General features: G+C 62.9%; 16 protein-coding genes and 1 tRNA gene. 12 read left to right on the top strand and 5 right to left on the bottom strand.

The window, feature by feature from the left end; all coding sequences use genetic code 11:
* Genes nuoL through AC1DZU_RS25270 form a run of 5 tightly spaced genes read left to right on the top strand, consistent with a single transcriptional unit; the run spans window position 1 to window position 7,467 of the window.
* Window positions 1–1,974 carry an NADH-quinone oxidoreductase subunit L gene (gene nuoL, locus AC1DZU_RS25290; RefSeq protein WP_477289386.1) on the top strand — a complete coding sequence of 658 codons (1,974 nt, stop codon included), beginning with the start codon at window positions 1–3 and terminating at the stop codon, window positions 1,972–1,974.
* Window positions 1,974–3,479 (top strand): NADH-quinone oxidoreductase subunit M, encoded by a 1,506-nt coding sequence (locus AC1DZU_RS25285; RefSeq protein WP_477289384.1) that lies wholly within the window; start codon window positions 1,974–1,976, stop codon window positions 3,477–3,479. The genes nuoL and AC1DZU_RS25285 overlap by 1 nt, the downstream gene beginning before the upstream one ends.
* A 19-nt stretch (window positions 3,480–3,498) precedes the next feature.
* A complete protein-coding gene (gene nuoN / locus AC1DZU_RS25280) occupies window positions 3,499–4,935 on the top strand; it encodes an NADH-quinone oxidoreductase subunit NuoN (RefSeq protein WP_477289382.1) in 1,437 nt (478 codons plus the stop codon).
* A gap of 5 nt (window positions 4,936–4,940) precedes the next feature.
* The gene (locus AC1DZU_RS25275) at window positions 4,941–5,762 is read left to right on the top strand and encodes a biotin--[acetyl-CoA-carboxylase] ligase (protein ID WP_477289380.1); all 822 of its coding nucleotides are present in this window, start codon (window positions 4,941–4,943) and stop codon (window positions 5,760–5,762) included.
* 34 nt (window positions 5,763–5,796) lie between these two features.
* Window positions 5,797–7,467 (top strand): ribonuclease J, encoded by a 1,671-nt coding sequence (locus tag AC1DZU_RS25270; RefSeq protein WP_184873469.1) that lies wholly within the window; start codon window positions 5,797–5,799, stop codon window positions 7,465–7,467.
* Between the two features lie 15 nt (window positions 7,468–7,482).
* On the opposite strand, the gene AC1DZU_RS25265 is transcribed toward AC1DZU_RS25270, so the two are convergent.
* Window positions 7,483–8,346, bottom strand: coding sequence for an MBL fold metallo-hydrolase (locus AC1DZU_RS25265; protein ID WP_477289377.1), 864 nt, complete (start codon window positions 8,344–8,346; stop codon window positions 7,483–7,485).
* A 176-nt stretch (window positions 8,347–8,522) separates the two neighbouring features.
* On the opposite strand from AC1DZU_RS25265, the gene mce reads away from it, so the two are divergent.
* The 6 genes from mce (at window position 8,523) to AC1DZU_RS25235 (ending at window position 14,915) form a co-directional block, all read left to right on the top strand.
* On the top strand, window positions 8,523–8,927 hold the full coding sequence (mce, locus tag AC1DZU_RS25260) for a methylmalonyl-CoA epimerase (RefSeq protein ID WP_477289375.1): 405 nt from the start codon (window positions 8,523–8,525) through the stop codon (window positions 8,925–8,927).
* A complete protein-coding gene (locus AC1DZU_RS25255) occupies window positions 8,924–9,208 on the top strand; it encodes a DUF1467 family protein (RefSeq protein ID WP_111547551.1) in 285 nt (94 codons plus the stop codon). The genes mce and AC1DZU_RS25255 overlap by 4 nt, the downstream gene beginning before the upstream one ends.
* Window positions 9,209–9,840: 632 nt before the next feature.
* Window positions 9,841–11,169, top strand: coding sequence for a proline--tRNA ligase (gene proS, locus AC1DZU_RS25250; RefSeq protein WP_477289372.1), 1,329 nt, complete (start codon window positions 9,841–9,843; stop codon window positions 11,167–11,169).
* Entirely contained in the window at window positions 11,166–12,452 is a 1,287-nt protein-coding gene (locus AC1DZU_RS25245; RefSeq protein ID WP_477289370.1) for a lipoprotein-releasing ABC transporter permease subunit, read from the top strand. The genes proS and AC1DZU_RS25245 overlap by 4 nt, the downstream gene beginning before the upstream one ends.
* The gene (locus tag AC1DZU_RS25240; protein WP_184873474.1) at window positions 12,449–13,141 is read left to right on the top strand and encodes an ABC transporter ATP-binding protein; all 693 of its coding nucleotides are present in this window, start codon (window positions 12,449–12,451) and stop codon (window positions 13,139–13,141) included. The genes AC1DZU_RS25245 and AC1DZU_RS25240 overlap by 4 nt, the downstream gene beginning before the upstream one ends.
* Window positions 13,142–13,664: 523 nt before the next feature.
* Complete coding sequence (locus AC1DZU_RS25235; protein WP_477289368.1) at window positions 13,665–14,915, top strand: site-2 protease family protein; 1,251 nt, start codon at window positions 13,665–13,667, stop codon at window positions 14,913–14,915.
* Between the two features lie 69 nt (window positions 14,916–14,984).
* Here the strand turns inward: AC1DZU_RS25235 and lipB are convergent, their stop codons facing one another.
* Window positions 14,985–15,728, bottom strand: a complete 744-nt coding sequence (lipB, locus tag AC1DZU_RS25230) for a lipoyl(octanoyl) transferase LipB (protein WP_477289366.1) — start codon at window positions 15,726–15,728, stop codon at window positions 14,985–14,987.
* Between the two features lie 237 nt (window positions 15,729–15,965).
* Between lipB and AC1DZU_RS25225 the strand changes: the two genes are divergently transcribed.
* Window positions 15,966–16,050, top strand: a tRNA-Leu gene (locus tag AC1DZU_RS25225).
* 135 nt (window positions 16,051–16,185) lie between these two features.
* Here AC1DZU_RS25225 and AC1DZU_RS25220 read toward each other — a convergent pair.
* From AC1DZU_RS25220 to sucD, 3 genes are all read right to left on the bottom strand, one after another.
* Window positions 16,186–18,870, bottom strand: coding sequence for a phosphoenolpyruvate carboxylase (locus AC1DZU_RS25220; protein ID WP_477289364.1), 2,685 nt, complete (start codon window positions 18,868–18,870; stop codon window positions 16,186–16,188).
* 68 nt (window positions 18,871–18,938) lie between these two features.
* Window positions 18,939–19,907 carry a 2-hydroxyacid dehydrogenase gene (locus tag AC1DZU_RS25215; RefSeq protein WP_477289362.1) on the bottom strand — a complete coding sequence of 323 codons (969 nt, stop codon included), beginning with the start codon at window positions 19,905–19,907 and terminating at the stop codon, window positions 18,939–18,941.
* Window positions 19,908–19,984: 77 nt separating this feature from the next.
* On the bottom strand, window positions 19,985–20,884 hold the full coding sequence (gene sucD, locus AC1DZU_RS25210) for a succinate--CoA ligase subunit alpha (RefSeq protein ID WP_477289360.1): 900 nt from the start codon (window positions 20,882–20,884) through the stop codon (window positions 19,985–19,987).
* Window positions 20,885–20,894: the final 10 nt, after the last annotated feature.

Below are 20,894 nucleotides of genomic sequence, written 5' to 3'. Positions count from 1 at the left end.
ATGTACCAGGCCATCGTCTTCCTTCCCCTGCTCGGCTTCCTGATCGTCGGCCTGTTCGGCACGTCGCTCGGCGCCAAGGCATCCGAATACATCACCTCAGGCTTCCTGGTGATCGCGGCGGTGCTGTCGTGGGTTGCGTTCTTCACCGTCGGCTTCGGCCATGGCGAGGTGTTCACCGTGCCGGTGCTGCGCTGGATCCAGTCAGGCGGATTGGAAGCGTCCTGGGCACTCCGGATCGACACGCTGACGGTGGTGATGTTGGTGGTGGTCAACACTGTGTCGGCGCTGGTCCACATCTATTCGATCGGCTACATGCACCACGATCCGAACCGGCCGCGCTTCTTCGCCTATCTGTCGCTGTTCACCTTCGCCATGCTGATGCTGGTGACCGCCGACAATCTGGTGCAGATGTTCTTCGGCTGGGAAGGGGTGGGCCTCGCGTCCTACCTGCTGATCGGCTTCTGGTACAAGAAGCCGTCGGCCAACGCCGCCGCCATCAAGGCCTTCGTCGTCAACCGCGTCGGCGATTTCGGCTTCGCGCTCGGCATTTTCGGTCTGTTCGTGCTGTTCGGTTCGGTCAATCTGGGCACCATCTTCGCCAATGCGGCGACGTTCATTCCCGCTGAAGGCGCGCCGCAAGGTGCCGCCGTGCTGACCTTCCTCGGGCACGCGCTCGACAAGCAGTCGGCAATGACGATCGTCTGCCTGCTGCTGTTCATGGGCGCCATGGGCAAGTCGGCGCAGGTGCCGCTGCACACCTGGCTGCCGGACGCCATGGAAGGCCCGACGCCGGTCTCGGCACTCATCCACGCCGCGACCATGGTGACGGCCGGCGTGTTCATGCTGGCGCGGTTGTCGCCGCTGTTCGAACTGTCGCATTCGGCGCTGACGGTCGTGACCTTCATCGGCGCCTTCACCGCCTTCTTCGCGGCAACCGTCGGCCTCGTCCAGAACGACATCAAGCGCGTCATCGCCTATTCGACCTGTTCGCAGCTCGGCTACATGTTCGTGGCGCTCGGCGTCGGCGCCTACGGTGCCGCGATCTTCCACCTGTTCACACATGCCTTCTTCAAGGCGCTGCTATTCCTCGGCTCGGGCTCGGTCATCCACGCCGTCTCCGACGAGCAGGACATGCGCAACATGGGCGGCCTGCGCAAGCTGATCCCAACCACCTACTGGATGATGGTGATCGGCACGCTGGCGCTGACCGGTGTAGGCATTCCGGTGACGGTCATCGGCACCGCCGGCTTCTTCTCCAAGGACGCCATCATCGAAAGCGCCTTTGCCGGCCACAATTCAGTTGCCGGCCTCGCCTTCGTGCTTTTGGTCATCGCCGCCTGCTTCACCTCCTTCTATTCGTGGCGGCTGATCTTCATGACCTTCCATGGCGAGCCGCGGGCGAGCCATGAGGTGATGCACCACGTTCATGAATCGCCGCCGGTGATGCTGGTGCCGCTGTTCATCCTGGCCGCGGGCGCACTGTTCGCCGGCATCATCTTCCACGGCGCCTTCATCGGCGAGGGCTATGCCGAGTTCTGGAAGGCATCGCTGTTCACACTGCCGGACAACCACATCCTGCACGAGATCCACGAACTGCCGCTGTGGGTCGAGCTCTCGCCCTTCATCGCTATGCTGATCGGCTTCGCGCTGGCCTGGAAGTTCTACATCCGCTCGCCGGAATTGCCGCGAAGCGTCGCCGCCAACCACCGCTTGCTCTACGCCTTCCTGCTCAACAAGTGGTATTTCGACGAGCTGTACGACTTCCTGTTCGTGCGGCCAGCCAAGCGGCTCGGTCGTTTCCTGTGGAAGACCGGCGACGGCACCATCATAGACGGTCTTGGTCCTGACGGCATCTCGGCGCGCGTCATCGATGTCACCGACCGCGTCGTCAAGCTGCAGACCGGCTACCTCTACCACTATGCCTTCGCCATGCTGATCGGCGTTGCCGCACTCGTCACCTGGATGATGCTCTGATGACCGCCTGGCCAATCCTCTCGCTGGTCACCTTCCTGCCGCTGGTTGGTGTGCTGCTCATCCTGTTCATCAATGATGACAGTGAAAACGCGCGCCGCAACATCCGCGCCATCGCGCTGTTGACGACGACGTTCACGTTCATCATCTCGCTGTTCATCTGGACCGGCTTCGACAATTCGCAAGCGGGGTTCCAGTTCGTCGAGAAGGTTGCCTGGCTCGACTCCGGCATCTCCTACCATATGGGCGTCGACGGCATTTCAATGCTGTTCGTCATCCTGACGACGTTCCTGATGCCGCTCTGCATCCTGGCCTCGTGGGAAGCTATCGAGAAGCGCGTCAAGGCCTACATGATCGCGTTCCTGCTGCTCGAAACGCTGATGATCGGCGTGTTCTGCGCGCTGGACATCGTGCTGTTCTACGTCTTCTTCGAGGCCGGCCTGATCCCGATGTTCATCATCATCGGCGTCTGGGGCGGCAAGCGGCGCGTCTATGCCTCGTTCAAGTTCTTCCTCTACACGCTGGCCGGCTCGGTGCTGATGCTGCTCGCCATCATGGCGATGTTCTATCAGTCCGGCACGACCGACATCCCGACGCTTTTGACGCACAATTTCCCGGCCAACATGCAGACTTGGCTGTGGCTCGCCTTCTTCGCCTCCTTCGCGGTGAAGATGCCGATGTGGCCGGTGCACACCTGGCTGCCTGACGCGCATGTCGAAGCGCCGACGGCGGGCTCGGTGATCCTAGCCGCAATCCTGCTCAAGATGGGCGGGTACGGCTTCCTGCGCTTCTCGCTGCCGATGTTCCCGCTGGCGTCGGAAATGTTCGCGCCGCTGGTGTTCACACTGTCGGTCGTCGCCATCATCTACACCTCGCTGGTGGCGCTGATGCAGGAGGACATGAAGAAGCTGATCGCCTATTCCTCGGTCGCCCATATGGGCTTCGTGACCATGGGCATCTTTGCCATGAACCAGGAAGGCGTGCAGGGCGCGATCTTCCAGATGCTCAGCCACGGCCTTGTCTCGGGCGCGCTGTTCCTGTGCGTCGGCGTTATCTACGACCGCATGCACACGCGCGAGATCGACGCCTATGGCGGGCTGGTCAACAACATGCCGAAATACGCCACCGTGTTCATGATCTTCACCATGGCCAATGTCGGCCTGCCCGGCACCAGCGGCTTCGTCGGCGAGTTCCTGACGATGCTCGGCGTGTTCCGGGTCAACACCTGGGTGGCGTTCTTCGCAGCCACGGGCGTCATCCTGTCGGCAGCCTATGCGCTGTGGCTCTATCGCAGGGTGATCTTCGGCGCGCTGACCAAGGACAGCCTGAAGGGCCTGCTCGATCTGTCGCCGCGCGAGAAGGTGATCATCTACCCGCTGGTCGTACTGGTCATATTCTTCGGCGTCTATCCGGCGCCCGTCTTCGACGCGACGGCCCAATCGGTCAAGTCGCTCGTCACCAATGTCACTGCATCCATCGGCGCCGCGCAGACCGCGGCGGCGAATTAACCCAAGGGTTTTGCGAACCATGACGCCGGACCTTCTCTCCAGCCTGTCGCTCTCGACGCCAGAGCTGATCCTCGCCATCGGCGCGCTGGCGCTGCTGATGGTCGGCGCCTATTCGCGCGCCAACACCGCCAACACGGTGACCGGCCTCGCCGTCGCCGTGCTGGTGATATCAGGCGCCTGGCTGGTCTTCCGCACGGGGCAAGGCAGCGCCTATGGCAATGCCTTCATCCAGGATTCCTTCGCCCATTTCATGAAGGTGCTGGCGCTGATCGGCTCGGCGGTGACGCTGGTGATGTCGATGCGCTTTGCCAAGGCGGAGCATTTCGACAAGTTCGAGTATCCGGTGCTGATCCTGCTTTGCACGCTCGGCATGATGCTGATGATCTCGGCCAACAGCATGATCGGGCTCTATCTCGGTCTTGAGCTGCAGTCGCTGGCGATCTATGTGCTGGCGGCGATCAACCGCGACAATCTGCGTTCCACCGAGGCCGGCCTGAAGTACTTCGTCCTCGGCGCACTGTCGTCGGGCATGCTGCTCTATGGCATCAGCCTGGTCTACGGCTACACCGGCAACACCGGCTTCCAGGAGATCGCCACGGCGCTGGGCAGCGGCGAGCGCCAGCTTGGCCTGGTTTTCGGGCTGGTCTTCGTGCTGGCCGGCCTTGCCTTCAAGATCTCGGCGGTGCCGTTCCACATGTGGACGCCCGACGTCTATGAAGGCGCGCCGACGCCGGTGACGGCCTTCCTGGCGGCTGCTCCCAAGATGGCAGCAATGGCGCTGATGGTGCGCGTCACCATGGGCGCGTTCAAGCCGATCGCCTCGGACTGGCAGCAGATCATCGTCTTCATCTCGATCGCCTCGATGGCGCTCGGTGCCTTCGCTGCAATCGGCCAGACCAACATCAAACGACTGATGGCCTATTCCTCGATCGGCCACATGGGCTACGCGCTGGTCGGCCTTGCCGCCAACAGCCAGGCGGGCGTGCGTGGCGTCGCCATCTACATGCTGATCTACCTGGTGATGACGCTCGGCACGTTCGCCTTCATCCTCGCCATGCGGCGCAAGGAAGGCAATGTCGAGCAGATCAGCGACCTGGCCGGCCTGTCGTCGACCAACCCGATCATGGCGACGATCCTGACCATCCTGATGTTCTCGCTGGCCGGCATTCCGCCGCTCGCCGGTTTCTGGGGGAAATGGTACGTCTTCCTCGCCGCCATCAACGCCAACCTCTACGCGCTCGCGATCATCGGCGTGCTGGCCTCGGTGGTGGGTGCCTATTACTATCTGCGCATCATCAAGATCATGTGGTTTGACGAGCCGGTTGGCGGCTTTGTGCCGATGGCCAGTGAACTGCGCCTCGTGCTCGGCGTCAGTGGCGCCTTCGTGCTGTTCTACGTGCTGATCGGCGGGCCGATCGGTACCTATGCCGAAGCCGCCGCCAAGACATTTTTCTAAACGGCATGTCATTTCGGCTGGCTCCTACCTCGGCGTCGGAAGGGTTCCGGCTCGAGGCACATGACAGCGTCGGCTCCACCAATGCCCTGGCGCTGGACCATGCCCGGGCCGGCGACCCCGGCAGATTGTGGGTCGTTTCCAAGAAGCAGGAAAGCGGGCGCGGGCGGCGCGGCCGTGTCTGGGCGACACCGGAAGGCAACCTCGCGGCGACGCTGCTTGTCATCACCACTGCCGAACTTCGCCTTGCCGCGACGCTTGGCTTCGTGGCCGGGCTGGCGCTCGCCGATGCACTCGACGCGGTGGTGCCGAAGGGCCGGATCGCCATAGGCCTCGACGGCGCAAGTGCGGGCAAAAACCGTTTCGAGCTGAAATGGCCGAACGACGTGCTTGCCGCCGGCGCCAAGCTGGCCGGCATCCTGCTGGAATCGGCGATCCTGGACGGCGGCCGTTTCGCGGTGGCGGTCGGCATCGGCGTCAATGTTGTGGCTTATCCCGAGGATTTGCCTTATCCGGCAACTTCATTGCGCGCGCTGGGCGCGGCTTGCGACGCGGAAACCTTGTTTCTGGCGCTGTCGGATGCCTGGAGCGAGAATGCCCGGTTGTGGGATGAGGGGCGCGGACTTGCCGCGGTCAGGCGACGCTGGCTGGCACGGGCGGCGGGGCTTGGCGGCGAGGTTGCTGTCAGAATTGACGGTAATGTGGTGCGCGGCGTGTTTGAAACCATTGACGAGGACTGCCGTTTCGTGATCCGCGACGATGAAGGTTCTATTCTGACGATCGCCGCCGGCGACGTGCATTTCGGCGCGGTCGCGTCTGCCAGCGTCTAACGGGCTTGGCCTGAGGGTCAGGAAGGAAAAAATCATGGCGAAAGCGGAAAACGCCGAACTCGTCTTCGTGCCGCTCGGCGGCGTCGGCGAGATCGGCATGAACTTCGCCCTCTACGGCTACGGCCCGCCGAGCGCGCGCGAGTGGATCGTCATCGATGTCGGCGTCACTTTCCCCGATGCCAGCCTGCCCGGTGTTGACCTGGTGCTGCCCGACACGCGCTTCATCGAGGAGAACCTCGCCAATCTGCGCGGTATCATCATCACGCATGCGCATGAAGACCATTACGGCGCGCTGCTCGACACCTGGCCGAAGCTGAAGGCCCCCGTCTGGATGACACCGTTCAGCGCCGGCCTGCTCGAAGCCAAGCGGCAGGGCGAGCAGGGCGCACCGAAGATCCCGCTGACCATTTACCGGGCGGGCGAGAAATTCACCGTCGGCCCGTTCGAGATCGAAGCCATTCCCGTGGCGCACTCTATTCCCGAGCCGATGTCGCTGGCGATCACGTCGCCGGCCGGCACCGTCATCCACACCGGCGACTGGAAGATCGATCCGGAGCCGACGATCGGCCCAAAGACCGACGAGGCGCGGTTCCGCGCCTATGGCGACAAGGGTGTTCTGGCGCTGATCTGCGATTCGACCAATGCGCTGCGGGAAGGCGAGTCGCCTTCGGAAGTCGCCGTGGGCGAGGGCCTCAAGGGCGTCATCCAGGCAGCCAAGGGCCGCGTCGCCGTCACCACTTTCTCCTCCAATGTCGGCCGCATCGTCTCCATTGCCAAGGCGGCGCGGGATGCCGGCCGCCAGTGCCTGGTGCTCGGACGTTCGCTGAAGCGGGTGATCGATGTGGCTGATGAACTCGGCTACATGGACGGGCTGCCCGAGTTCATCGCCGAAGAGGATTTTGGCTTCATCCCGCGCGAAAACCTGGTGATCATCTGCACCGGCAGCCAGGGCGAGCCTTTGGCGGCGCTGGCCAAGCTGTCGCGCGAAGAAATGAAATCGGTGTCGCTGACGGCCGGCGATACGGTGGTGTTTTCCTCGCGCACCATCCCCGGCAATGAAAAGGCGATCCTTGAGATCAAGAACCGCCTGATCGACCTCGGCATCAAGATCATCGAGGACGGCGATGCGTTGGTTCATGTTTCCGGCCACCCGCGGCGCAGCGAGTTGCGCAAGATGTACGAATGGGTGCGGCCGCAGATCGGCGTTCCTGTGCATGGCGAGGCGGCGCATCTGGTGGCGCAGGGGTCGCTGATGTCGACATCCGGCATCGGCCAGGTGGCGCAGGTGCGAGACGGCGACATGCTCAGGCTCGCTCCCGGCCCCGCCACCATCATCGACCAGGTGCCGTTCGGGCGCATCTACAAGGACGGCAGTCTGATTGGCACTGATCAGGCGATGGGCATTCGCGACCGGCGCAAACTATCCTTCGCCGGCCATGTCGCGGTCAATGTCGTGCTCGACGACAAATATGAGCTTGCCGGCGATCCCGATCTGGTCGCCATCGGCGTCGCCGAGGCCGATGCAAGCGGTGAGGCGCTCGAAGACCTGATGATCGATGCGGCAGTCGGCGCGGTGGATTCGATCCCCCGCCAGCGCCGAAAGGACCTCGACCTGGTGCAAGAGGCGGTACGGCGCGCCGTGCGCGGCGCTGCCAACGAAGCCTGGGGCAAGAAACCGCTGGTGACGGTGTTTGTCACCCGGTGAGGGTGGCAGCGTTCGCTACACGTTCAGCTGATAGCTGACGGGAAGCCACCGAAAGGAACCGTTCACCGGCTCGACGTAGCCCAGACCTGGAAATGGCATGTGATGGCCCGCGATCAGCAGACGCTGTTCCGCGGCCATCTTCAGCAGTCGCTTGCGGGTCTCGACGGCTTGGTCTTTGTCATCATCCAGATCAGCACGCCACTCCGGTCGCTGGATGGACACGACATAGTGCAGAAAGGCGTCCGACCAGATGAGCAATTGCCGGCCGTCGCTATCGACGAGAAACGCCAGGAGCCCGGGGGAATGACCGGCAGCGTCGATGGCGGTAATGCCTGGCACAACCTGATCTCCGGGCGCTATGAATGTCACCTGATCAGTAAGGCTGCTGCAAATTCGCCTGAATAGATCACGGTTGGCCAACCTGGCCTCACGCACCGCATTTCCCCCGGTCCAGAAGCTGAATTCGGCCGCGCCGAATACATAGCGTGCTCGCCTGAAAACGGGTTCGCCATTCTTCACGAGCCCTCCGATGTGATCCGGGTGCCCGTGGGTGATAATCACCACATCGATGTCATCAGGCCCGAGCCCAAGGTCCTGCAGACATTCCAGGAGTGAACTGTCCTCATCTCCGCATCCGGTGTCGAACAGGATCCTTTCGGAACCGGTGTCGATCAACGTTGGGATGAAGCAGTGCTCGTAGCGATCGGGGTCGATGAAGTTCGAGACGGCGAGGTCGTGCACTGCGGTTGGCGACTGTCCAGGTGCCAGGGCCGATGCGAGGTTGTCGCGAACATCGACGGCATCGAGCAAAGCGGCAACTTTGAATGAGCCAAGGCTGAATGTGAAAACGCTTGGGCGGGCAGGGCAGGCGTCGAACATTGCCGTTTGTACTTCGCAGTTGCCGATTGGAACAGCCTGGGTCGTGATTTTGTATCTCTGCCCGTTCGAAGACGGTTCATCGAAGTGCGACAGTGCGCGCCTCGTGAAAGGCTGTTGATATCGGTCGATTTGACGTATGACGCCAGCCATTGGGACCCAGGAGGGAAAGCTCGGATATGCTCGGACGCCTGAACCATGTCGCGCTTGCCGTGCCGGATCTGGCGGCGGCCGTCGCCGCCTATCGCAACACGCTCGGCGCCGAAGTGACGGCGCCGCAGGCACTGCCGGAGCACGGTGTGACCGTGGTGTTCGTCAATGTCGGCAACACCAAGATCGAACTTCTGGAGCCGCTTGGCGAGGGGTCGCCGATCGCCGCCTTCCTCGAGAAGAACCCGTCCGGCGGCATGCACCATCTTTGCTACGAAGTCGACGACATCCTGGCCGCGCGCGACCAGCTCAAGGCTGCCGGCGCGCGCGTGCTGGGTGACGGCAATCCGAAGCTAGGTGCGCATGGCAAGCCGGTGCTGTTCCTGCCTCCGAAGGATTTCTTCGGTACGCTGATCGAACTGGAGCAATCATGAGCTGGGTATCGTTCACCGCCCTTTTCTTTGCCACCTGGTGGATCGTGCTCTTCGTCGTGCTGCCGTTCAGCATCAGGACACAGGACGACGATCACGACGTGACGCTGGGCACGGTTCCAAGTGCGCCACGCGGCCCGCATATGCTGCGCGCCGTCCTGCGAACCACCGTCGCCACGGCGGTACTCATGGGCATTTTCTATGGCCTCACGAAAGGGTTGGGATACAGCCTCGACGAGGTGCCGCACATCATTCCGGAATTCAGTCAGACGCCAACGAAATAGACCGTTTTCAGGTTCGCGCTTCAGCAGATTCGAGATCGAAACGATATCGCCTGAAGGCCATGGCGATTCTAGCCTTGTGCCGGTTGACGCGAGGTCATCCAGTTTATCAATCTCTGCTGCTAACCAGATGTTTGCACAAAAAAAATGCAAGGCACAAGGCCTTGCAATTTAAACGCGTCCGATCTGTTTCCGGTTTCCGGCGGCAGCGAGTAACCGCGCCTAGATCGCATCCTCCCAAGACTTTGACCGCGTAGGAGAGCAGATTTTTCTCTACCCTCTCGGTTATCGGGGCACATTAGCCCAACGCGAATGAAAATGTCACGAAGAATTTTGCCTTGAAACGGGCATTCTCGTGCTGCACTGCACAATAGTGTGGCAGGCTTTGCTTGGGAAACGACCAGTAAGACGCGCGCGGCACTGCCGTGCCCCTGGAGCGCTGCGTGTCCCCGGCTCGTGCAACGACGCTCTGACCTGTTCGATCCCACGTATCGTGCCTTTCCGAAAGCCGATTTCCGTTTTTCGGATCGATGGGTCCGGGTTTCCATTCCGCCATGAAATGGCTATGAAGCCGGGGCAAGCAAGCCCGTGTCGCGCCGATTCCCGCGCGGCCATCCTCACTCACGGACCAGTCCATGCGTTTGTCGCGCTATTTCCTGCCTATCCTCAAAGAAAATCCGCGCGAGGCCGAAATCGTCTCGCACCGGCTGATGCTGCGCGCCGGCATGATCCGCCAGCAGGGGCAGGGAAGTTTCTCGTGGCTGCCACTCGGCAAGCGGGTGCTGGACAAGGTCTGCAGGATCATCCGCGAGGAGCAGAATCGCGCCGGTGCGCTGGAAATCCTGATGCCGACCATCCAGTCGGCGGATCTGTGGCGCGAAAGCGGCCGCTATGACGATTACGGCAAGGAGATGCTGCGCATCAAGGACCGGCAGGACCGCGACATGCTCTACGGCCCGACCAATGAGGAAGTGGTCACCGAGATCGTCCGCGCCTACGTGAAGTCCTACAAGGACCTGCCGCTCAATCTCTACCACATCCAGTGGAAGTTCCGCGACGAAGTGCGGCCGCGCTTCGGCGTCATGCGCAGCAGGGAATTCCTGATGAAGGATGCCTATTCCTTCGACCTCGACTTCGAGGGCGCCAAGGCGGCCTACAACAGGATGTTCGTGTCCTATCTCAGGACGTTCACGCGCATGGGCCTGCAGGCGATTCCCATGCGGGCCGACACCGGACCGATCGGCGGCGATCTCAGCCATGAATTCATCATCCTCGCCGACACCGGCGAGAGCCAGGTTTTCTGCCATCGCGACTATCTTTCACTCGATGTGCCCGGAGAGAAGACCGACTTCGCCAACGACGCCGAGATCGGCGACATCGTCAAGACATGGACGACGCCCTACGCCGCCACCGACGAGATGCATGATGAGGCGGCCTGGGAAAAGATCGGCGACGGCGACAAGGTTTCGGCGCGCGGCATCGAGGTTGGCCATATCTTCCATTTCGGCGACAAATATTCCAAGCCGATGGGCGCCAAGGTGACCGGGCCCGACGGCAAGGATCATTTCGTCTCCGGCGGCTCCTACGGCATCGGTCCGTCGCGCCTGGTTGCGGCGATCATCGAAGCCAGCCATGACGACAACGGCATCATCTGGCCGGAAGCGGTGGCGCCATTCGACATCGGATTGATCAACATGAAGGCGGGCGATGCCGAGTGCGACCGCGTCTGCGACGAACTGCATGCCGCCTTCGTCGCCGCCGGCAAGGATGTGCTCTACGACGACACCGACCAGCGGCCGGGCGGCAAGTTCGCCACCGCCGACCTGATCGGCCTGCCGTGGCAAGTCATCGTCGGGCCGCGCGGCGTTGCCGCAGGCGAGATCGAGATCAAGAATCGCAGGACCGGCGAGCGCGAGACGCTGCCGATCGCCGACGCGAAAAAACGCTTTGGCATGGCCGCATGAGCGACGTGGCGGCGGCAAGATCGGCGGGCGCCGGACCGTTTTCCATGTTCGAGCGCATGGTTGCCTGGCGCTACTTGCGCTCGCGGCGCAAGGAGACGGTGATCTCGGTGATCGCCTCGATCTCCTTCCTCGGCATCATGCTGGGGGTCGCCACGCTGATCGTGGTGATGGCGGTGATGAACGGCTTCCGGGCGGAGCTGTTGACGCGCATCCTCGGCGTCAACGGCCATCTGATCGTGCAGCCACTCGATTCGCCGCTTGAGGACTACGCGCAGGTCGCCGGCCGCATCAACGGCGTGCCCGGTGTCAAATACGCCATCCCGCTGATCGACGGCCAGGTGCTGGCGCAGGGCAATGTCGGCGGCGGAACCGGCGCGCTGGTGCGCGGCATACGCGGCGAGGATCTGAGCAAGATCGCCATCGTGGCCGCCAACGTCAAGCAGGGTTCGATCGCCGGTTTCGACACCGGCGAAGGCGTCGCCATCGGCAAGCGCATGGCCGAGAATCTCGGCTTGGCCCTCGGCGACACCATCACCTTGATTTCGCCCGACGGCGACGTGACGCCGCTCGGCACGACGCCGCGCATGAAGGGCTATCCGATCACCGCGATCTTTGAAGTTGGCATGTCGGAATATGACAGTTCCATTGTCTACATGCCGTTCTCGGAAGCGCAGCTCTATTTCAACATGGACGGCCGGGCGCAGACGATCGAGATCTATGTCGACAATCCCGATGATGTCGACGCGCTGAAACCGAAGGTGGAGGAGGCGGCGCAGCGGCCGATCGACCTCGTCGATTGGCGCCAGCGCAACGAGACCTTCTTTTCCGCCCTGCAGGTCGAGCGCAACGTCATGTTCATGATCCTGACGCTGATCGTGCTGGTGGCGGCGCTCAACATCATTTCCGGCCTGATCATGCTGGTGAAGGACAAGGGGCATGACATCGCCATCCTGCGCACCATGGGGGCATCGCGCGGCGCCATCCTGCGCATCTTCCTGATGACGGGAGCGGCGATCGGCGTGACCGGCACGATCGCCGGCGTGCTGCTCGGCGTGCTGATCTGCACCAACATCGAATCCATCCGCCAGTTCTTCTCCTGGATGACCGGCAAGGTGCTGTTCAATCCGGAGCTCTATTTCCTCAGCCAGCTGCCGGCGAAAATGGATCCGCGCGAGACGACCTACGTCATCCTGATGGCGCTCGGGCTGTCCTTCCTGGCAACGGTGTTTCCGGCGTGGCGGGCTGCCCGGCTCGATCCCGTCGAAGCCTTGAGGTATGAATGATGGCCGAGGCCATTATCGAGCTGAAGAGCGTCGAGCGGCACTACGTCCAGGGGCCGCGCAAGCTCACCATTCTCAACGGCGCTGATTTCTCGCTGAAGCGCGGTGAGATGGTGGCGCTTGTGGCGCCGTCGGGCACCGGCAAGTCGACGCTGCTGCACACTGCCGGCCTGCTGGAGCGGCCTGATGCCGGCGACGTCATCCTGGCCGGGCGTGCCTGCGGACGGCTCTCCGATGACGAGCGCACGGCGATCCGCCGCAACGATGTCGGCTTCGTCTATCAGTTCCATCATCTGCTGCCGGAATTCTCGGCGCTGGAAAACATCATGATGCCGCAGCTGATCAAGGGGCTGAGCCGCAAGGAGGCGTCGGAGCGAGCGGCGCAACTGCTGGACTACATGCAGATCGGCAAGCGCGCGTCGCACCGTCCATCCGAGCTTTCCGGCGGCGAGCAGCAGCGCGTCGCCATTGCCCGCGCGGTTGCCAACGCACCGCTGGTGCTGCTGGCCGACGAGCCGACCGGCAACCTCGACCCGGTCACCGCTTCCTATGTGTTCGAGGCGCTGGCGGCGCTGGTCAAGCAATCGGGCCTCGCGGCGCTGATCGCCACCCACAATCACGAACTGGCCTCGCGCATGGACCGGCGCGTTACGCTGGCCGACGGGAAAGTGGTGCCGCTCGGCTCGGGCTGATCTCAGTTTCGACAGACCTGGCGAGCTCGTGGACAGTCCGCCCTCAGAGCGCGTTGCCGCTCCTCTGATGGCTGTCGCACGCCCGTCAACCTTTCCTTAACCCTGCCAGTTTGATCGCCCGGAAATTCGGAATGCGGCCGGATTCCGGTCGTTGACATTCGAACAAAATTAGAACAAATTACGAACATATCAACAACAGGAGAGAGTTATGACCGATCTGGTTCAGGATGTCATCTCACTGGTTTGCATGAGCACCTTTCTCATTTCCATGGCGATCTGGATCGGCGCCATGTGATCTGGAGTTGAGGACGCGGTGCGAACGCTAGCGTCCCTGCGCAGCATTGCTCCTCACACTTACCCTCTCCCCGTTAAGAACGGGGAGAGGGGGCATCAACGCTGGCGGCATGCCTTTCACTGAGACGCCGACGCGAATGGCATGTGACCGGGAACCGAGCTTTCCTGTTAAGCCTTTCTTGCCGCCGCGACGTTTAGGGTAATCCTCCAAGACAGGGAGCAACGTCGCGTGTCGCCCATCGTCACGGCCATCCTCGTGGCCAGCAATCTCGGGCTGATCTTTCTCTTGATGAGCGTGCCGCTTGGTTTGCGCACGATCAGGCTCAGCCGTGTCGTGGCAATGGACCGGCAGCGCCTCTGGCAGGCGCTGTGGCCGCTCGGCGGCGATGCCGGCTGGTCCTGCGAGATCCTTTCGGCCGAGCCGCTGGATGGCGAGGGCATGGCACGCATCATGCTGTCCTGGGAAGGCCGCGACGGCAAGCCGATCGAGCGCAAGTCGCGGTTTGAAGACGTGATCGAGGGCAGCCGCTTCTCGATGCGGGTCATCGAGGATACCGCGCTCGACACCTCGTTCTGGAAGGATTTTCGCGAGACCACCGAGCTCGTTTCCGAAGGCAGCGGCACGCGGGTCACGCTTGGCCAGACGGATCGCTATCGCGGCTTTGCCTTCCTGGTGTTCCGCTATTTCGCCATGCGCCGCGAACTGTCCAAGCTGCAGCGCTGGGCAAGAACGGGGCAGTATCGCAAGGGGGGCTGGTTCGAGCATCCGCTCAGCCAGGTCGGCTTCGCCGCCCTGTCGGCATTGATCCTGTGGCCGCTCTTCGGGCTTCATCTCGGGGGACTGGCGCTGGCAGCGATCCTTACGTCAGTGGTGGCCCTGCACGAGCTCGGCCACATGGTCGCGTTTCGCCTGATGGGTCACAACAAGGCGCGCATGATCTTCATTCCGCTGCTCGGCGGCATCGCCATTGGCGGGCGTCCATACGACAGCCGTTTCGAAGTCGCCTTCGTGGCGTTGATGGGCGCTGGCTTCTCCGCCTTCCTGGTGCCGGTCGTCATCGCCGCCAGCACCTTTGCCGGCGCAGAAGGATATCGACTGGCGGCAATGCTGCTGGCGACGCTGGCGGGCTTTGCTGCCCTGTTCAACATCGCCAATCTGGTGCCGGTGTGGAAGTTCGATGGCGGCCAGGTGCTGCGCCAGATCTGCCCGGGGCCGATCGTGCTGGCGCTGGCCTCGTTCTCCCTGCTTTCGGCCTTCCTGGCGCTTGGCCGACAGGCCGGCTTTTCCCCAGGCTTTCTGCTCGCCGCGGGCGCGGTCTTTTCAATCCTCAGCCTGTTGACGATGCGCAGCGGGGTCAAGCCGCGCCACGAGCTGAAACCGATCCGCACCGTCGACCGCTTCGTCATCGCCGGCGCGCTGCTGGCGGTGTTCGCCATTCATGGCTACGGCGTTCTGTGGGCGTCGGCGCAGCTCATCTGAGGTGTTGCTATTCAGATGAGCCGGCCTGAGATCTCAACACCACCTTGAGCCGTTTCCAGACCGGATGGGTCAGCTGGCCTTGCGGGCGGCTTCGACAGGCAAAGCCGTGGCAGGACCGAACACGTCCTCGAAGGCGGATTTCAGGGCCAGGTCGAGGTCCGCCATTGTTACAGGCAAGCCGAGGTCGACAAGGCTGGTAACGCCGTGGTCCTGCACGCCGCACGGCACGATGCCGCTGAAATCGTCTAGGTTCGGTTCGACATTGATGGCGATGCCGTGAAAGCTCACCCAACGCCGCAGCCTGATGCCGATGGCCGCGATCTTGTCCTCGGCCGGCGAGCCGTCCGGCAGGGCAGGGCGATCCGGCCGCACCACCCAGACGCCGACCCGGTCCTCGCGGCGCTCGCCGTGCACGTTGAAAGCGGCGAGCGTGCCGATGATCCACTGTTCAAGCGCGGCGACAAAAGCACGGACATCCTCGCGGCGCCGCTTCAGGTCGAGCATCACATAGGCGACCCGCTGGCCCGGCCCATGATAGGTGTACTCACCGCCGCGCCCAGCCGCGAACACCGGAAAACGCTTCGCGTCGATCAGGTCCTCGCTGCGGGCGCTGGTGCCGGCGGTGTAAAGCGGCGGATGTTCGACCAGCCAGACCATTTCGCCGGCGGCGCCGCTTCGGATCGCCTCGGCACGCTCCTCCATGAAGGCCAGCGCATCGGGATAGGCGGTGAGGCCAGGCTCGATGCGCCATTCGACCGGTGCTGAACCGGGGAGCGGCAGGAACGACGTGGCGATCTGGCTGCGTTCTGGCATGGCTTTTCGTTTTTCGTTTATGCATGCCATGATCCCAAAACCGACCTTGCGCTTTCGGGCGACATGCATTTGCCTTCCATATGGCGCTATCGGGCCGAAACGTCCAGTTTCGGCTACGCATTCCAATTCTGTGGAACGTTATGCCAATCGCTGGCGATTATTGCTTGCGGCGCACTTGTTTCGCCGGAAACGATTTGCTACACGCCGCGAGCCGGTCGGTTCCGGCTCCTACCACGTGCGGTCGTGGCGGAATTGGTAGACGCGCAGCGTTGAGGTCGCTGTGGGGCAACCCGTGGAAGTTCGAGTCTTCTCGACCGCACCAAATTTCCCTGACAGATTGCTTATGGCGAGCTCTGACGACAGGCGATGACACGTCGCGGCCACAGGGCTTTCCGGGGATCGAAACGGCAGCGGCGGCGCGTCCTTCAGACCACGCCGCCGCTTCGCTTTTTAGGACCTATCCCGTCCACCCAAGGCCAGCCGAGATACAATTGATCGATACAAGCAGAGCGTCGGTCGCCCGCTTTTGATCCGCCGTGCCGGTATTTGCCCGAACTTCACGCAGCAGATCGACCTGCAGTCGGTGAATGTCATCCATCTGTCGCCGCAGACTGTCGAAACGCCGCTTGAACATCGGAAAGCGCGCGGAAAGATCGCCTCCCGTGAGGTCGCCGATCAGGCGTCGCGTCAACTCGTATTCGGCGGCGATGCGGGCGTAGATTCGTCGGGCCGCATCGCTGTCGGACACCAGGCGGGCGTAGAGCCCCGCGATCTCCATGTCGGACTGGTAAAGCGTCTTCTCGGCCTCGTCGACGATCAAGCGGAAGAAGCGCGAGTGCTCGAACATGCGAGCCAGAAGTTCGCGCCCGGCCTCGCCGCGCACGGCGACGAAAGAGCTAAGCGCGCTGCCGATGCCATACCAGCCGGTCAGCAGATGACGGTTCTGGCTCCACGCGAACACCCATGGAATGGCGCGCAGGTCAGCAATGCCGCTGGCGCCGAAACGGCGCTCCGGCCGTGACCCCATTTTCAGGAGCGCCAGCTCCGCGACCGGGCTCGCCTGGTTGAAATAATCGAGGAAACCGGGCTCGGCCATCAACCCGGCGTAGGATGCCTGCGACATGCCTGCCAGCGCCTCCAGCGCTTCGTCGAACTCCGGCGTTTCCTTCGGCTCAACATCACCGGGCGATCCGACACCGTGGGCCAGCACGCCAGCGGCGAGAACCTCGAGCTGGTTGAGGCCGGTGCCGCGATTGGCGAATTTCGACGATACGACCTCGCCCTGCTCCGTCACCCGCATGGTTCCGGCGACCGTGCCTTCCGGTTGTGCCGCGATCGCTCGGCCAGTCGGCGCGCCGCCACGGCTGACAGAGCCGCCGCGACCGTGAAAGAAACTGATCCTGACGTTGTGCTTGCGCCCGACGGCGGCGAGGCGCTTTTGCGCTTTTGCCAGTTCCCAATTGGAAGCCAGAAAACCGCCGTCCTTGTTGGAATCTGAATAACCAAGCATGATTTCCTGGCGTGCGCCGAAATCTCGCACCGTCCGCCTAACCAGCGAAACGCCGAGCAGTCCATTGAGGATGCCCGGTGCCGCGTGTAGATCGGCAATAGTCTCGAACAATGGCACGATCCGCAGCCTGATTGTGCCGCCGCCACTGGGCGCGGTTGAAAGTCCGCAATATTGCGCCAGCAGATAGACCGCGAGCAGATCGTCGGCCGAGCGGGTCATGCTGAGAACGAAAGAGCCGACTGCGTCAGCATCCGAGCCGGAGATGTGATCGCGGATAACGGAGAATGTCGAAAGCAGTTCACCTGCTTCAGGCGAGAGCCGGCCGGCGTCGATCTCCAGCCGCTCGCCCTGGCTGATGGCTGTGCGAATGCGCGCCGACCATTGCGGTGAGCCGGCTGCGACCGGATCGGCGGGATTTGTAAGCGCAAACAGCTCGGCCAGCACCCGGTTGACGACCGTGGAATTCTGCCGGATGTCGAGCGAGACCGTGCGGAAGCCGAAGCTTCCGACTTGCCAAAGCAGAGGCTGGATGAAACGCCTGGCTACCGCGCGGCCGCCGATCGCTTCGAGAACGGAAGACAGCCCATTCAGATCAGCACGAAACGCCTCTGCCGAGAGATATGCCGCCGGACCGCCGTCTCGCGTGGCCTCCAGCCGGGCAAACAAGGCCGAAGCGAACTGGCGAAGCGGTTCGTCAGGGTTGCGGGCGGCGATCACGTGCGCCAGTCCGCTTTTATCAAGTGCCGTTTGCAGCACCGGCTTGAAGCTGGCCGGCATGTCGATGACGTTCGAGCTGGCACTGAGCACCGTCAGCAGCCGCTGCACCTGCGTCAGATACCAGCCTATGGCGGTGTTGCGGTATTCGGCCATGGCATGGGCGGTGACCGCGGCAGTCACATTTGGATTGCCATCGCGGTCGCCGCCGATCCACGAGGCATAGCGCATGAATGAGGGAATTCTGATCGGCTCTCCCGGATAGTGACGCTCGAAGGCGCCCTCAAGCTTGCCATAGAGCTGTGGCGTTGCCTCGAAGATGACTTCGCGAAAGAAATGCAGGCCCCAGGCGATTTCACGTTCGACCGTCGGGCGCTCCAGCCGCAGCTCACCCGTCATCCACAGAAGCTCGATCTCGCTTTCCAGATCGGCGACCAACAGCGAGCGTTCGCGCGGCGCCCAGCGCGGCTGGTCGAGTTCGGTCAGTTTGCGATAGATACGGCGGTGGATCTCCAGCACCGTGACGCGTTTGGCCTCCGTCGGGTGCGCGGTCATGGTCGGGCCGACGCGAAGCTCATCGAGCTTTGCCTGGACTTCCTGCGCCGAGTGGCCATTCGCTGCCATCTGCGCGATCACGCTGGCGAAGGAGCCGGGCACTTCGTCGACACCCGCGCCTTGTTCGAGTTCGCGGCGCGCCCGCATGGCAAGCAACTCGTCTGCTATCGCCAGCAACTGGAACCATACGCCGCTTGCCTGAAGCGCCGGGATGCGCTGCTCCGCGGCGAGGGAGACAAGCGACCGACGTCCGGCCAGAACGGCGGCGATCTCGGGCTCACGCGCGCTTGCGACCTGAAGCAGCAAGCGCAACAAAAGGCTGCGCTCGTCCTCACGAAAGTTGATGCGTCTGCTCTGTTCCAAGCCGGTTTCCTGCTTCGTCGCACCGATGCCACTGTAGCCGCGCTCTGAATCGAGGGCGGCGCCTGCTGTCAGGCGACCCGGTCTGGCACCGGGCGACCCTCGAAGAAGGCGGTCAGGTTCTCCACCACCTTCATGCCCATTGCGACCCGCGTTTCCTCGGTCGCACTTCCGAGATGGGGCAACAGCACTACGTTCTCCATATGCTTCAGCGCCTCCGGAACGGCCGGCTCGTCGGCAAAGACGTCGAGACCCGCCCCCGCGATCTCGCGCCTTTCCAGTGCACCGATCAGGGCATCCTGGTCGACGACGTCGCCGCGCGCCGTGTTGATCAGGAACGCGTCGCTTTTCATCGACCGCAAGCTTCGAGCATTGATGAGATGGCGGTTTTCCGCGCCGCCCGGACAGTGCAGCGACACGAAATCGGATGCTGTGAGCACATCTTCCAAAGTTGGCATCTGGACCGCGCCCATGGCGCGCGTCTCGTCGTCATCAATCGGGGACCGATTGAAGAACACGATCTTCATGCCGAAGCCGAAATGCGCGCGCCTGGCTGTCGCCTTGCCGATGCGCCCCATGCCGACAATACCCAAGGTTTTGCCCGACACCTTCGCGCCGGCCATATGGGTTGGCGACCAGCCCCGCCACTCTCCGGCCCGCAACTGCCGCTCGCCCTCACCAGTCCGGCGCGCGACAGCCAACAGCAAGCTGAGGGCGAGGTCGGCGGTGCAATCGGTCAGCACGCCCGGGGTGTTGGTCACCACGATGTCGCGGTCGCGGGCTGCCGCGACATCGATATGGCTGAAGCCGACGCCGAAATTGGCGATGATGCGGGTGCGGGCGGTGTTCTCGGGAAACACCGCAACAGGCAAGCGGTCGCTGACCGTTGCCAGGATCGCGTCAAAATGCGCGAACGCCGACGTCATTGCGGCAGGGCTCAGCGGCGTATCGCTGGCGTTGAGCGTCGTGTCGAAGCGCTCGGCGAGGATCGCTTCAACGGGGCCCGGCCATCTCCGGGTGACAATCAAACGCGGTTTCATCGAGTTTCCTGCCGATCGATGGGCCGCGATGCATCCGCAAACCCGAAACAGACTTCACATCTTGCGCCATGCGACCGTCAGGCCGCCTTCTTCATTCCGGCCAGTGTATTGGCAACGACCTCCCCGAAGGACGATGGCGTCGGCACGATGACGACGCCGGCCTCTTTGAGGATTTCGACCTTTTCCTGCGCCGACTCGCCGAAGGCCGAGATGATGGCGCCGGCATGCCCCATGCGCCGGCCCTTCGGCGCGGAAAGCCCGGCGATGTAGGCGATCAGCGGCTTGCGCATGTTGTCGCGTGCCCAGATCGCGGCTTCCGCTTCCTGCGGTCCGCCGATCTCGCCGATCATGACCACGGCATCGGTTTCGTCGTCCTGTTCGAACAGCTTCAGCATGTCTTTGAAGGACGAGCCGTTGATCGGATCGCCGCCGATGCCGACGCTGGTCGAGACACCGATGCCAAGCGCCTTCATCTGTGAGGCGGCCTCATAGCCGAGCGTGCCCGAGCGTCCGACGATGCCGACGCGGCCGGGAAGATAGATGCTGCCCGGCATGATGCCCATCAGTGCCTGTCCGGGCGTGATCACGCCGGCGCAGTTCGGCCCGATCAGCCGCATGCGGTCCTCGAAACGGTAGCGAAGCATGTAGCGCTTCACCTGCATCATGTCCTGCGAGGGGATGCCGTCGGTGATGCAGACGCATAGCTTTATGCCGGCATCGGCGGCTTCCATGATCGAGTCGGCGGCGAAAGGCGGCGGCACGAAGACGATGCTGGCTTCGGCGCGAGTTTCGCGAACGGCGCCCTTGACGGTGTTGAAGACCGGCAGGCCGAGATGCTTCTGACCGCCCTTGCCGGGCGTCACGCCGCCGACGAGCTTGGTGCCATAGCGCTTCATGTCTTCGGCATGGAAGCTGCCGATCTTGCCGGTGAAGCCCTGGACAATGACCCGCGTGCCGCGGTTGAGCAGGATTGCCATATTCTTAGCT

This window comes from Mesorhizobium sp. P2_A12, from assembly GCF_056405075.1.
The sequence above is the reverse complement of the archived record's forward strand: the minus strand, read 5'-3'. Positions and strand labels throughout refer to the sequence as shown.

Coding starts and splice junctions, on each gene's coding strand:
- mce (WP_477289375.1), top strand. CDS start 8,523: ATGCTCGGACGCCTGAACCATGTCGCGCTTGCCGTGCCGGATCTGGCG.
- nuoL (WP_477289386.1), top strand. CDS start 1: ATGTACCAGGCCATCGTCTTCCTTCCCCTGCTCGGCTTCCTGATCGTC.
- AC1DZU_RS25245 (WP_477289370.1), top strand. CDS start 11,166: ATGAGCGACGTGGCGGCGGCAAGATCGGCGGGCGCCGGACCGTTTTCC.
- AC1DZU_RS25270 (WP_184873469.1), top strand. CDS start 5,797: ATGGCGAAAGCGGAAAACGCCGAACTCGTCTTCGTGCCGCTCGGCGGC.
- lipB (WP_477289366.1), bottom strand. CDS start 15,728: ATGCCAGAACGCAGCCAGATCGCCACGTCGTTCCTGCCGCTCCCCGGT.
- proS (WP_477289372.1), top strand. CDS start 9,841: ATGCGTTTGTCGCGCTATTTCCTGCCTATCCTCAAAGAAAATCCGCGC.
- AC1DZU_RS25265 (WP_477289377.1), bottom strand. CDS start 8,346: ATGTTCGACGCCTGCCCTGCCCGCCCAAGCGTTTTCACATTCAGCCTT.
- AC1DZU_RS25240 (WP_184873474.1), top strand. CDS start 12,449: ATGATGGCCGAGGCCATTATCGAGCTGAAGAGCGTCGAGCGGCACTAC.
- nuoN (WP_477289382.1), top strand. CDS start 3,499: ATGACGCCGGACCTTCTCTCCAGCCTGTCGCTCTCGACGCCAGAGCTG.
- AC1DZU_RS25215 (WP_477289362.1), bottom strand. CDS start 19,907: ATGAAACCGCGTTTGATTGTCACCCGGAGATGGCCGGGCCCCGTTGAA.
- AC1DZU_RS25275 (WP_477289380.1), top strand. CDS start 4,941: ATGTCATTTCGGCTGGCTCCTACCTCGGCGTCGGAAGGGTTCCGGCTC.
- AC1DZU_RS25285 (WP_477289384.1), top strand. CDS start 1,974: ATGACCGCCTGGCCAATCCTCTCGCTGGTCACCTTCCTGCCGCTGGTT.
- sucD (WP_477289360.1), bottom strand. CDS start 20,884: ATGGCAATCCTGCTCAACCGCGGCACGCGGGTCATTGTCCAGGGCTTC.
- AC1DZU_RS25255 (WP_111547551.1), top strand. CDS start 8,924: ATGAGCTGGGTATCGTTCACCGCCCTTTTCTTTGCCACCTGGTGGATC.